We start from the raw sequence: 12,098 nt of genomic DNA on the forward strand, positions 1-12,098 counted from the left end.
GCATGCAGAACAAGACCTTCTCCCCCCCGGGCCAGCGAGCTTTCGCCGCCCGTTTCGAAGCCCAGAAGATCGCTTTCGGGCCGGTCGTGTTCCAGTGCGTGCACTACGCCTGGAAACGCGGCGTGCTGCAGGCGCTGGCCGACGCCGGCGAGGCCGGGCGCAGCGTCGACGAACTCGCCGCCACCGGCCGCTGGAGCGCCTACGCGCTGAAGGTCGTGCTCGAGTCCTGCCTGTCGGCCGGCGTCGTCGCGCTGGCCGAGGGCCGCTACCAGCTCGACAAGACCGGCTGGTGTGTGCTGAGCGACGAGATCACGCGCATCAACTTCGACTTCGTGCAGGACGTCTGCTATCAGGGCCTGTTCGATCTCGGGCGTTCGCTCGACGAGCAGCGCCCGCACGGGCTGAAGGCGCTGGGCGACTGGCCGACGCTGTACGAAGGCATGGCAACGCTGCCCGAGCCGGCACGTTCGAGCTGGTTCGCTTTCGACCACCACTACTCCGACACCTCGTTCCCCGAGATCCTGCCCGACGTGCTCGCGAGCGCGCCGCGGCGCGTGATGGACATCGGCGCCAACACCGGCAAGTTCGCCTGCGCGCTGCTGGCCTACGACCCCAAGGTGCGCGTGCACCTCGTCGACCTGCCGCAGCAGCTGGCGCTGGCCGAGCCGCGCCTGATCGACGCCGGCGTGCGCGAACGCGCCAGCCTGCACGCGGTCGACATGCTGGATGCGACGCGCGCCTTTCCCGCCAACATGGACCTGGTGTGGATGAGCCAGTTCCTCAGCTGCTTCAGCGAGCCGGTCATCGCCACCATCCTGGCGCGCGCCGCCGCCGCGCTGGCGCCGGGCGGGCAGCTGCTGATCCTGGACACGCTCTGGGACCGCCAGCGCTACGACATCGCCAGCTACTGCCTGATCAACACCTCGCCTTACTTCACCGCGATGGCCAGCGGCAACAGCAAGGTCTACGAGAGCGGCGACTACGTGCGCCTGGCCCAGGCCGCCGGCCTGCGCCTGCTGACCACACGCGACGGCATCGGCTACTGCCACTCGCTGCTGCGTTTCGTGCAGGACGAGGCATGAGACGCCTCGGCGCCATCGTCGCCACAGCCGCCGTGTTGGCCGGCTGCGCCACGGCCCCGGCGCCCGCGCCGCTGCCCGAAGCGCCGCTGCTGCGCCTGGCGCCGGCGGCGCTGGGCCGCAGCCTGAACCAGCAGCAGCAGATCAGCGTCAGTGCGCCGGGCCGGGCGCCGCAGCGCGCCGAGCTGCTGCTCGAAGCCGACGCCCAGGCCGTGCGGCTGGCGGTCTTCGGCCTGGGCCAGACCGCCGCGCGCCTGGAATGGGACGGCCGGGAACTGCGCCAGCAGCGCGCGCCGTGGTGGCCGGCGGCGGTGTCGGGCGAACGCATCCTGAGCGAGCTGCAGCTCGCGCTCTGGCCGGCCGACGCGGTGCGCGCCGCGCTGCCCGCCGGCTGGACGCTGCAGGTCGGCGCCGACGGCCGCCGCCTGTTGTGGGCCGACCGGCCGGTGATGACGATCCGCCACGAAGCGCCCGGCCGCACCGAACTGGTCAACGAACGCGACGGCTACCGCCTGCTGATCGAAGCGCAGGACCTCGAGGAGGCGCGGCCGTGAGCGCGGTCTACCTGAACGCCGTCGGTGTCGTCTGCGCGCTGGGCTCCGGGCCCGATGCGCTGCGGGCCGCGCTGGCGGCGCCGCCCGAGGACTCGCTCGTCTTCAGCGACGCCTGCTCGCCCGGGCGCGTGCTGCCGCTGGGCCGGGTGCGCACGCCGCTGCCGGCGCTGCCGCCCGAGTGGCCGGCGCCGCTGCACAGCCGCAACAACGCGCTCGCGGCCGCCGCGCTGGAGCCGCTGCGGGCGCCGGTGCAGGCGCTGCTGGACCGTTACGGCCCGACGCGGGTCGCGGCCGTGGTCGGCACCAGCGCCGCCGGTGTCGCCGAAGGCGAAGCGGCGATGCGTCTGCGCCAGCGAGACGGCGCCTGGCCCGCGGGCTTCCACTACGGCCAGATGGAGATGGGCGGCGCGGCGGCTGGCGTCGCGCGTGCGCTCGGCCTGCGCGGGCCGGCCTACGGCATCTCGACCGCCTGCTCGTCGGGCGCCAAGGCGCTGGCCGCGGGCGCGCGGCTGCTGCGTGCCGGGATCGCCGACGCCGTCGTCGCCGGCGGCGTCGACGCGCTCGGCGGGCTCACGGTGGCCGGTTTCAGCGCGCTCGACTCGGTGTCGGCGACGCGCTGCAACCCGATGTCGGCGAAGCGCTGCGGCATCAACCTGGGCGAAGGCGCGGCGCTGTTCCTGATGACACGCGACGAGGGCCCGGTGCGCCTGGCCGGCTGGGGCGAGACCGGCGACGCCCACCACATGTCGGCGCCCGATCCCAGCGGCCGCGGCGCCGCCGACGCGATGCGCCTGGCGCTGGCGCGTGCCGGCGTCGGCCCCGGGGTCGTCGACTACCTGAACCTGCACGGCACCGCGACGCCGCAGAACGACGCGATGGAAAGCCGCGCGGTCGCCGAGGTTCTGGGGCTGGAGCTGCCGGCGAGCTCGACGAAACCGCTGACCGGCCATGCACTCGCCGCCGCCGGCGCCGTCGAGGCCGCGATCGCCTGGGTGACGCTGGCCGGCAACCCCGCCGGCCACTTGCCGCCGCATCTGTGGGACGGCGAGCGTGATGCGGCGCTGCCGCCGCTGGCGCTGGTGGCGCCGGGCCAGGCGCTGGGCCGGGCGCCGCGCTGGATCATGAGCAACTCGTTCGCGTTCGGCGGCAGCAATGCCGCGCTGCTGTTCGCCGGAGCCTGAGCATGGAGACGCGCATCGAAGGAACGGCCGTCGAAGCCTGGGTGCCGCACCGCGGCGAGATGCGGCTGCTCGACCGGCTGCTCGAACTCGACGACCAGCACGCGCTGGCCGAGGTCGACGTGCCGCTGGACGGGTTGTTCGTGCAGGACGGTGGCGTGCCGGCCTGGGTGGGCCTGGAATACATGGCGCAGACGGTCGCGGCCTGGGCCGGCGCGCGCGCCCGCCGCGCCGGCGGCCAGCCGCGCATCGGCTTCCTGCTCGGCAGCCGGCGCTACAGCGCACGCTGCGGCGCCTTCGCCGCCGGCAGCACGCTGCGCATCAGCGTGCGCTGCGAGCTGGTGGCCGACAACGGCCTGGGCCAGTTCGACTGCCGCATCACCACGCCCGACGGCGAAGAGCTCGCCAGCGCACTGGTGTCGGTCTACGAGACGGCGCCCGAAGCGCCGCCAGGAGGGGCCGCGCCCGCGGCCCGCTGAGGGAGAGGAACGAATGAACGAACAACACGAGAACGGCCGCTGCGTGCTGGTGACGGGTTCGAGCCGCGGCATCGGCCGCGCGATCGTGCTGCGCCTGGCGCGCGAGGGCTACCAGGTCGTGGTCCACGGCCGCAGCCCGGGTGCCGCCGCCGACGAGACGCTGGCGGCCGTGCGCGCGCTCGGCGCCGACGCGCGGCTGCTGTGTTTCGACGTCGCCGACCGCGCCGCCGCGGCCGCCGCGCTGGCTGCCGACGTCGAGGCCCACGGCGCGCCCTACGGCGTGGTCTGCAACGCCGGCATCGCGCGCGACAACGCCTTCCCGGCGATGAGCGGCGAAGACTGGGACAGCGTCATCCACACCAACCTCGACGCCTTCTACAACGTGCTCAACCCGCTGGTGATGCCGATGGTGCGGCGGCGCCGGCCCGGGCGCATCGTCACGCTGTCCTCGGTCTCGGGACTGATGGGCAACCGCGGCCAGACCAACTACAGCGCCGCCAAGGCCGGAATCATCGGCGCCACCAAGGCGCTGGCGGTGGAACTCGCCAAGCGTGAGATCACCGTCAACTGCGTCGCGCCCGGGCTCATCGACACTGAGATGCTGCCGCCCGAGGTGCTGGACGAAGCGATGAAGCTGGTGCCGCTGCGGCGTCTGGGCCGCCCGGAGGAGGTGGCCGCGCTCGTGGCCTTCCTGATGGGCGGCGACGCCGGCTATGTCACGCGGCAGGTGATCTCGGTGAACGGGGGGATGGTGGGATGAAACGCGTCGTCGTCACGGGCTTCGGTGCCCTGAGCCCGCTGGGGCACGACTGGCCGACGGTGCAGGCGCGGCTGCGCGCGCGCCGCAACGCCGTGCAGCGCATGCACGAGTGGGACGTCTACGAAGGCCTGCACACGCGGCTGGGCGCGCCTGCGGCGCCGTTCGATCTGCCGCCGCTCTACAACCGCAAGACCACGCGCAGCATGGGCCGGGTGGCGCTGATGGCCACGCGCGCGAGCGAAGTCGCGCTGCGCGACGCCGGGCTGATCGACGACCCGCTGGTGCGCAGCGGGCGCCTGGGCATCTCCTACGGCTCGTCGGCTGGCACGCCAGCGGCCGTCGGCGACTTCGGCCGCATGATCAAGGACAAGACCACCGAAGGCATCACCGCGAGCACCTACATCAAGATGATGTCGCACACCGCGGCGGTGAACATCGGCGTCTTCTTCGGCATCACCGGGCGCATCGTCACCACCAGCAGCGCCTGCACCTCGGGCAGCCAGGGCATCGGCTACGCCTACGAGGCCATCCGCGCCGGGCGCCAGCTGGCGATGCTGGCCGGCGGTGCCGAGGAGCTGGATGCGACCGAGGCCGCGGTCTTCGACACCTTGTTCGCCACCAGCGTGCGCAACGACACGCCCGAGCTGACGCCGCGCCCCTTCGACACCGCTCGCGACGGCCTGGTGCTGGGCGAGGGCGCCGGCACGCTGGTGCTGGAGGAGCTGGAGCACGCCCGCGCGCGCGGCGCACGCATCCACGCCGAGATCCTGGGCTTCGGCACCAACAGCGACGGCACCCACGTCACCCAGCCGCAGCCGGCGACGATGGCGCAGGCGATGCGCCTGGCGCTCGAGGACGCCGGGCTGCCGCCCGAGGCCATCGGCTACGTCAACGCCCACGGCACCGCCACCGAACACGGCGACGTCGCCGAGTCGGCGGCCACGCGCGAGGTGCTGGGCGAGCGCGTGCCGATCAGCTCGCTCAAGAGCTACATGGGCCACACGCTGGGCGCCTGCGGTGCGCTCGAAGCCTGGCTGACGATCGAGATGATGCGCGCCGGCTGGTTCGCGCCGACGCTGAACCTGGAGCAGCCCGACGCGCGCTGCGCGCCGCTGGACTACATCGTCGGCGACGGCCGCGAGCTGCAGACCGAGATCGTGATGAGCAACAACTTCGCGTTCGGCGGCATCAACACGTCCCTGATATTCCGGCGCTGGCCGGACTAACCCGAGGAGGAACCCGAGCATGAAAACCAAACAATGGGCGCTCGCCCTGATCCTGACCGCGGCGATGGGCGCGGCGACCGCACGCAGCGTGCCGCTGGTCGAACCCGAGCGCGTGCTGCTGCCGACGACGGCGCAGACGCAGGCCCCGCGCAGCGCCGACAGCGTGCGCGCGGCCATCATCAGCGGCGCCCAGTCGCTGGGCTGGGTCGTCCTCAAGGACGAGCCGGGCAAGCTGCAGCTCAAGTACAACAAGCAGAACAAGCACGAGGTCGTGATCGACGCGATCTACGACGCCGAGGGCTACCAGCTGAAGTACGTCTCCAGCATCAACATGAACTACTCGGGGCTCGACACCGGCGCCGAGATCCACCCGGGCTACAACCGCTGGATCGCCAACCTGATCAAGACCATCGGCCTGGTGTCCCAGTGATCCGGCTGCGTGTACAACCGACCAGAAGAACCATCGTGATGAAGAAACTGCTGCTGACTGCGGTGCTCGCCGCCTGCGCCGCCACGCCTGCGCTGGCGCGCGACACCGAGCACAAGCTGTCGCTGGAAGACGTGCTGGCGATGCCCGAAGCCCAGGGCAAGCTCGACGGCTCGGTCAAGTTCTATCTCAAGGGGCAGAAGACGCCCAAGGTGCTGGAACGCAAGGGCGAGGGCGTCTCCAACCGCAAGACCAACGCCTTCAACAAGACCGACCTCGACGCCTGCCGTTGGACGGCGCTGTCGGTGCTGATGGCCTTCCAGGAGTCGGCCAAACGCGCCGGTGCCAACGCCGTCGTCGACATCGTCAGCTACTACAAGAAGGACACGGAAGCGAGCGCGACCGATTTCGAGTGCCACGCCGGTGCCTTCGTCGCGGCCGTCGCCCTCAAGGGCACCTACGCCAAGGTTGCCGACTGAAACCGACGCCGCCGCACGTCCGGCTGGCCTGCGCGGCCGTCGCCGACGATGACGGCGCGGCCGCGCCGTCGTGGCTGTCGGCGGCCGAGCTGCAGCGGCTGGCTGCGATCGCCGCGCCGCGCCGGCGGGCGCAGTTCGTCGCCGGCCGCCGGCTGCTGCGGCGCCTGCTCGCCGCCGGCTACGGCGGCGATGCTGTCGCCGACTGGGTGCTGACCGCGGGCGAGAACCGGCCGCCGACGGTCGAATGCCGCCCGGCCGGTGCGCCGGCGGCGCTGTTCGTCTCGATCACGCACAGCGGCGGGCTCGTCGCCTGCGCGGCTGCCGAAGCGCCGGTCGGCATAGACCTGGAACTGCCGCGCCGGCCGCGTGACCTGGACGCGCTGGCCGGTGCCGTCTTCGGCGCGCGGGAACACCGGGCCTGGCTGGCGCTGGACGCGGTGGCGCGGGCGTCGCGCTTCCACACGATCTGGACGCTGAAGGAGGCCTGGTTCAAACGCCGCGGCGAAGGCCTGGACCTGAAGCGCCTGCCGACGCTGCAGGCCGAGCCCGCGGCGCACGGCGAGGGCCGGGTCTGGCAGGGCGGCGGCGCCACGCTGGCGCTGCTGGCGCCGGCCGACGCCGGCATCGTCTGGCTGCAGCCGGCCGAGGCCTTCGGCGGCGAGCCGCAGCGCTGGCAGCTGGTGCCTGACGAGGGCTGAGGCTGCAAGGCACCCGGCGTCGCGAGCGCGACTGCAGGCGAGCGCGGCGGCGCGGGTTCAGTCCCGGGGCGGCCGCACGAAAGACAGCGGGTCGCGCCGCAGCCGGCGAGCGATGGCCGCGGCGATGCGTTTGCGCTCGCGCACCTGGATGCCGCGCGAGCGTGCCGCGACCTTGAACGCGAGCCAGAAGCTGACGCTGACGTTGAGCACGCCGGTCAGCACGATGCCGGCCACGCACCACCAGAAGGCCGGCAGGCGCAGCACGTCCAGGCCGAGCGCGCCGGCGGCCGCGGCCAGCTGGCCGGTGGACAGCGTCACGTGGCGCACCTCCAGCGGCAGCGCGAAGAACGAGGCCAGCGCCGGTACCAGCCCCAGCATCATGCCCAGCGAGACGTTGGCGACGATGCCCGAGACGTTGCGCCGCCACCAGGCCGCCCAGCGCTGCGCACGCAGCGCACCCAGACGGGCGACGAAACGCGGGTTCCAGGCGATCGCGCTGTCCAGCCGGTGGTAGACGAACCAGTTCTCGGCCCAGCCGGCGACGAGCGAACTGGAGAACAGCAGCACCCCGGTGAAGGCGGCGTAGACCAGCGTCGGCCCGAGCAGCGTCAGCGAATGCAGCACGTACTCGGCCTGGTGTTCGCCCACCAGCGGCACGCCGAACAGGCCTTCCCAGACGAGCTGGATCGCCAGCGCCAGCGGGCCGCAGACGGCGAGGTTGCCGATGATGCCGGCCGCCTGCGAGCGGATCAGCTGCGCGACGCGGTCGACGAAAGCCTCGACCTCGGCGTCGCCTATGCCGGCCGTCAGCTGCTCGGCCATCGCCGGCGCCGTCATCGCCGGCTGCTTGGTCGCCACCGTCCAGTGCAGCAGCATGATCAGCACGAAGCTGGCGGCGTAGTTGGCGCCGGCCCAGAAGCCGTTCCAGAACGCCGCCAGCCCGAGCGCGCCGATCGCGAACTTCAGATAGGTGGTGCCGGCGATGACGGCGCCGCCGCCGGCCGCGGCGCGCAGCATCGCGCGCCACTCGGCGCCGTTGCGCGTGATGTAGTGGGCGCCGGTCTCGGCGCTGCGTTCGGCCACCTGGCGCGCCAGCAGCGAGTAGTGGCGCGCGAGCAGCCGGCGCAGGCCGCGTTCGTCTTCGGCCACGTGCAGCAGCTCCAGCACCAGCGCACGCAGCTCGGCCAGCGGCGCGGGCGCGAGCACGCAGTTCAGCAGCGCCTCGATGCGCAGCGTGCGGCAGCGCATCTGGTCGAGCTCGTAGACGATGTCGACCGAGACGCCGTACTCCTCCAGATGGCCGGTGACGCTGTCGGCGGCCTGGCGGCAGGCGTCGAGCAGCGCGCGCAGGAAACTGGCTTCGCGCAGCGCGTCGGCGTGGCGGCCTTCGGCGACGGCTTCGCGCACCGCGTCGGCGGCACGCGTGAGCTGGCGGAAAGGCTCGGCCGCCAGCGCCTGGCGGTCCATGCGCCGGCGCAGCGGCGGCAGGAAACCGCTGGAGTGCACCGCGCTGACGAGGATCGTGATCGCGTCCAGCATCGCCGGGCGCCAGCCGCTGGCGTCGCCCGGGGCGATCAGCGCCGCGACGCGCTGCAGCGTGGCGTCGTCGAGCTGGGCGATCCAGTGCATGTCCTCGGGGCGGAACAGCAGCTGGAAGAGTTCGGCCAGGTCGGGCGTGTCGGGGGTCTGCGGCAGCCACTGCACCCGCAGCCGGCGGCCGACCTCGCCGAACAGCGAGTGGCGCGCGCCGAAGCCGAACTCGGCGAAGAGCGAGGCCTTGTCGATCTCGCGCCAGAAGCGCTCCAGCATCTGCTGCAGCCGGGCGCGGAACTCGGGCTGGGTCTCGGCCGCCTTCAGCAGCAGGCCCAGGCGCGCGAGCTGCGGTGCGACCGAGGCGTCGGCGCGGGCGCGGCCCTTGGCCGGCGCGTGGCGCAGCCATTCGAGCAGGCGCACCAGCCAGAGGTGGCGTTCGGCCTGGCCGGCCTTCGGATCGGCGGCGTTGACGAGAGCGCTCAGGTCCCAGGTGGGCGTCATCGGCGCGCGCGGATGCTCAATGCAGCATCCCGGGCGAGACGAGCTGGAACTCGGGCACCTCGGCCTCGAAGGGGTGGGCGTCGGCCGTCATGCAGAAGAAGGTGCCGCGCATACGTCCGTGGGGCGTGGCGATCAGCGTCCAGCTGGTGTATTCGAAGCTCTCGCCGGGTTTGAGCAGCGGCTGATGGCCGACGACGGCCAGGCCGCGCACCTCTTCGACGCGCTCCTGGGCGTCGGTGACGATCCAGTGGCGTGCCACCAGCTGGGCGGCGACGTCGCCGGTATTGCGGATCGTCACCGTGTACGAAAAACCGAACGGGCCGTCGGGTGGCTCCGAACGGTCCTCCAGGTATTGCACCGTGACGCTGCAGTCGAACCGGGCTTGGGCCATCGGGGGATTGTAGGCAGCGACCTAGAATTCCCTATGACCACCTATCGCATCGCACCCTCGCTGCTGTCGGCCGATTTCGCCCGCCTGGGCGAGGAAGTCCGCGCGGTCGTCGCCGCCGGCGCCGACTGGATCCACTTCGACGTGATGGACAACCATTACGTGCCGAACCTGACCTTCGGGCCGATGGTCTGCCAGGCGCTGCGCAAGCACACGACGGTGCCGATCGACGTGCACCTGATGGTGCAGCCGGTGGACACGCTGGCCACCGCCTTCGCCAAGGCCGGCGCCGACCTGGTGAGCTTCCACCCCGACGCCAGCACGCACGTGGACCGCACGCTGCAGCTGATCAAGGCCGAAGGCTGCCAGGCGGGCCTGGTCTTCAACCCGGCCGAGCCGCTGGACGTGCTGGAGTGGGTGATCGACAAGGTCGACCTGGTGCTGATCATGAGCGTCAACCCGGGCTTCGGCGGGCAGAGCTTCATCGAGAGCGCGCTGAGGAAGACGGAGCAGGCGCGCAGGATCATCGATGCTTCCGGCCGCGACATCCGGCTGGAGGTGGACGGGGGCATCAAGGTCGACAACATCCGGCGCGTGGCGGATGCGGGGGCCGATACCTTTGTCGCGGGGAGCGCGATCTTCGGGCAGGCGGACTACGCCGCCGTCATCGCGGCGATGCGGGCGGAGTTGGCGCGCTGAGGTTCTTGTCGCGCCGCTGCTGCTTGCTCCGCGGCGCGGATCTGATGGTGGAGAGTTCGCGGTGCGCCCGCATCGGCGCGAGAGCCGGCCGGCGGGGCGTGTCCCTGCGTTCATGTCCCCCGGGCGGGCTGCGCCCGCCCTCCTCCTAATACTTCACTCCGGGACACGCCCCGCCGGCCGGCTCCGAGGTGGGGAGGGGCGCTGCCCGCGGTATGCAAGCTGAGTGGAGTCGCTGGAGTCCGTTGGCTGTGGGTGCAGCTGGGGCCTGTGTCACTTGCTGACCAGCGACTCGCACGGTATTCGCTTCATGTTGAAGTCGATTCCGCGCAAAGCTCCATTGCGCAGGCCCTCTATCCTGGCGGCCAGGCGATTTCCCGGCAGAGCCTTGTAGATGACGCGTTGAGGAAAGTCGTGTTGAGCGTTCTCGAAGGTGACCGAGTTCTCCGCAACGCTGGTTGCGGTGAAGGTTGTTTCCTTCTGGCGCGATGGCAGCGCCACATAGACGAGTTTGCCTGCTGAATCCTGTCGAATCTGGAGAAACTCGTGCTCGACCGTTTCGCCGCCCCTCACTGTTCTTGCTGCACCGAGCATCGTGCCGCCGGCTGGCGGCATCCAATGTTCCCCCGAGCCGGGTTCACCAGATTCCGACGCCCAACAACCAGCGAGCCAGCTCAGGGCGGATATTTGACTTTCCTGCGCGGGTGCGACGGTGGGCAGGCAGGCCAGAAAGACACTGGCAATAGCGGCTGGGGCGTAGCGCATGGGGGCCTTTCCGATGCCTGGCGAGTTTGTGAAGAGGTCCGATCACGGCTCATCGCCTCGACCGTTGGCGGTGGCCTCACTGCGGGTGCCAACTGAAAGTTCGCTCGCCGAGCGTGAAGATGCCAATGCCTGACTCCTGCATGGGGAGGCGAAACAGAACCTCCCCGTCCGGATTGGCAACGACACTTCCGCCGGCGTCCACACTCTCTTCCGGTCGGTTCAGGGCGTTCGGCCAGTTCGTGTGTACGACATACGCTCTCGTCGCTGCGGCCAAGCGTTGAATGTCCCGCACGTACTCGGGTGGATCGGTTCTGGGCGTATCTGGGTCCTGGCGCAAGGCGCCCGGAACAAAGATCAAATCAACCGTTCCCGGCGGCAGCTCGGAGCGCACGTGATCGAGGTCAGTGACTTCGCGGCAGATTACAGCGGAGCAGCGCAGGCCCTGGATTGACCCGACCGGTCGAATTGATCCTCTGGCAAAGAAGGTGGCTTCCGGATCGGTGAGGCCGCGCTTCGGAACTTCGGCCGTGATCATGCCCTGCTCGTCAATGAGCAGGTGGGTATTGAACTTGGTCCGGTCGGAGCCGAAGGTCGGGGCGCCGACTGCGACACCGAGGGATAAATGGGCGGCGAGGGCCCGGATTCGTTCGACGGCCGGCCGGACGAGATTCGCGCGGGCCTCTCTGCCGATCTCGCGGTGGAAGCCTGTCACTGCAAGTTCGGAGAACCCGCAGACCTGCGCCCCTTTGGAACTGGCAAAGTTCATCGCGCGCTCGATCGAGGCAGTGTTCTCGGCGGTGGTCCAGTGCATTGCGATTTGTGCGATCGCGATCTTGGGCGACGTCAGCATGCGGACGATGGGTTGGGCGGTGTGATGAGGATGCAGGCAAAGATCTGATCACTGCGAAGCCAGAAGAAATCGGGGATCCGCTGGCCCTTGCCGGTGTGGTTCGGACCGAACGACGGGCGTCGTCGCTAGCAACAGCAGGTACCTGAGCCGTTGAGTACTTGCCTCTTGCCGGTGCGTGTCCGTGGCGGCCGAATTGTTAGACGACGCTGAGGCTGCTACGAGCGGCATAGATTCCAATGGAACAGGTCTTGGAAGTCGTCGCAACACGGGGCGCAGATCCAGCGATTTCGATCTTCGGTGCTCCATCCATCATGGAGGGTTCCGGGCTCGGACGCCATGAACTTGTCCGAGCAGAATTCGCAATGATCGTGGTCGTTATCAGGATTCGCCGGAGAGTAAGAACGCCATACCAGCGTGATGCCGCGCAGGTGATGCCCCTGGTTGGTAAGTCGCCAATCGTTCGGTGCGCGCATTTCTCGCTGTCA

At 70.6% G+C, this 12,098-nt stretch carries 14 protein-coding genes; 10 read left to right on the forward strand and 4 right to left on the reverse strand.

Going from position 1 to position 12,098, the window contains the following annotated elements:
• The first annotated feature begins 2 nt into the window (after nt 1-2).
• From CKO43_RS00145 to CKO43_RS00185, 9 genes are read left to right on the forward strand one after another with little or no spacing between them, the layout of a single operon-like run.
• Nucleotides 3-1,082, forward strand: a complete 1,080-nt coding sequence (locus CKO43_RS00145; protein WP_200377465.1) for a class I SAM-dependent methyltransferase — start codon at nt 3-5, stop codon at nt 1,080-1,082.
• The gene (locus CKO43_RS00150) at nt 1,079-1,633 is read left to right on the forward strand and encodes a DUF3261 domain-containing protein (protein WP_200377466.1); all 555 of its coding nucleotides are present in this window, start codon (nt 1,079-1,081) and stop codon (nt 1,631-1,633) included. The genes CKO43_RS00145 and CKO43_RS00150 overlap by 4 nt, the downstream gene beginning before the upstream one ends.
• Complete coding sequence (locus tag CKO43_RS00155) at nt 1,630-2,814, forward strand: beta-ketoacyl-ACP synthase (protein WP_200225739.1); 1,185 nt, start codon at nt 1,630-1,632, stop codon at nt 2,812-2,814. The genes CKO43_RS00150 and CKO43_RS00155 overlap by 4 nt, the downstream gene beginning before the upstream one ends.
• A gap of 2 nt (nt 2,815-2,816) precedes the next feature.
• Entirely contained in the window at nt 2,817-3,290 is a 474-nt protein-coding gene (locus tag CKO43_RS00160; protein ID WP_200225742.1) for an ApeP family dehydratase, read from the forward strand.
• A gap of 13 nt (nt 3,291-3,303) precedes the next feature.
• Nucleotides 3,304-4,050 (forward strand): 3-ketoacyl-ACP reductase FabG2, encoded by a 747-nt coding sequence (locus tag CKO43_RS00165; protein ID WP_200377467.1) that lies wholly within the window; start codon nt 3,304-3,306, stop codon nt 4,048-4,050.
• Complete coding sequence (locus CKO43_RS00170; RefSeq protein WP_200377468.1) at nt 4,047-5,276, forward strand: beta-ketoacyl-ACP synthase; 1,230 nt, start codon at nt 4,047-4,049, stop codon at nt 5,274-5,276. The genes CKO43_RS00165 and CKO43_RS00170 overlap by 4 nt, the downstream gene beginning before the upstream one ends.
• A gap of 19 nt (nt 5,277-5,295) precedes the next feature.
• Entirely contained in the window at nt 5,296-5,706 is a 411-nt protein-coding gene (locus CKO43_RS00175) for a hypothetical protein (RefSeq protein WP_200377469.1), read from the forward strand.
• Between the two features lie 38 nt (nt 5,707-5,744).
• The gene (locus tag CKO43_RS00180) at nt 5,745-6,182 is read left to right on the forward strand and encodes an excinuclease ATPase subunit (protein WP_200225752.1); all 438 of its coding nucleotides are present in this window, start codon (nt 5,745-5,747) and stop codon (nt 6,180-6,182) included.
• Nucleotides 6,116-6,880 carry a 4'-phosphopantetheinyl transferase superfamily protein gene (locus CKO43_RS00185; RefSeq protein ID WP_200377470.1) on the forward strand — a complete coding sequence of 255 codons (765 nt, stop codon included), beginning with the start codon at nt 6,116-6,118 and terminating at the stop codon, nt 6,878-6,880. Before CKO43_RS00180 ends, CKO43_RS00185 begins: the two co-directional genes overlap by 67 nt.
• A 57-nt stretch (nt 6,881-6,937) precedes the next feature.
• Here the strand turns inward: CKO43_RS00185 and CKO43_RS00190 are convergent, their stop codons facing one another.
• Nucleotides 6,938-8,914 carry a site-specific recombinase gene (locus CKO43_RS00190; RefSeq protein WP_200377471.1) on the reverse strand — a complete coding sequence of 659 codons (1,977 nt, stop codon included), beginning with the start codon at nt 8,912-8,914 and terminating at the stop codon, nt 6,938-6,940.
• A 16-nt stretch (nt 8,915-8,930) separates the two neighbouring features.
• Nucleotides 8,931-9,305 (reverse strand): Co2+/Mg2+ efflux protein ApaG, encoded by a 375-nt coding sequence (gene apaG / locus CKO43_RS00195; protein ID WP_200225759.1) that lies wholly within the window; start codon nt 9,303-9,305, stop codon nt 8,931-8,933.
• Nucleotides 9,306-9,338: 33 nt separating this feature from the next.
• Between apaG and rpe the strand changes: the two genes are divergently transcribed.
• Entirely contained in the window at nt 9,339-10,001 is a 663-nt protein-coding gene (rpe, locus tag CKO43_RS00200) for a ribulose-phosphate 3-epimerase (protein WP_200377472.1), read from the forward strand.
• A 270-nt stretch (nt 10,002-10,271) separates the two neighbouring features.
• Here rpe and CKO43_RS00205 read toward each other — a convergent pair whose 3' ends face one another.
• Both CKO43_RS00205 and CKO43_RS00210 read right to left on the reverse strand, forming a co-directional pair.
• Complete coding sequence (locus tag CKO43_RS00205; RefSeq protein WP_200377473.1) at nt 10,272-10,763, reverse strand: DUF6265 family protein; 492 nt, start codon at nt 10,761-10,763, stop codon at nt 10,272-10,274.
• A 76-nt stretch (nt 10,764-10,839) separates the two neighbouring features.
• Entirely contained in the window at nt 10,840-11,613 is a 774-nt protein-coding gene (locus CKO43_RS00210; protein ID WP_200377474.1) for a carbon-nitrogen hydrolase family protein, read from the reverse strand.
• Nucleotides 11,614-12,098: the final 485 nt, after the last annotated feature.

The organism is Rubrivivax gelatinosus, from assembly GCF_016583785.1.
GTDB classification, from domain to species: domain Bacteria; phylum Pseudomonadota; class Gammaproteobacteria; order Burkholderiales; family Burkholderiaceae_C; genus Rubrivivax; species Rubrivivax gelatinosus_B.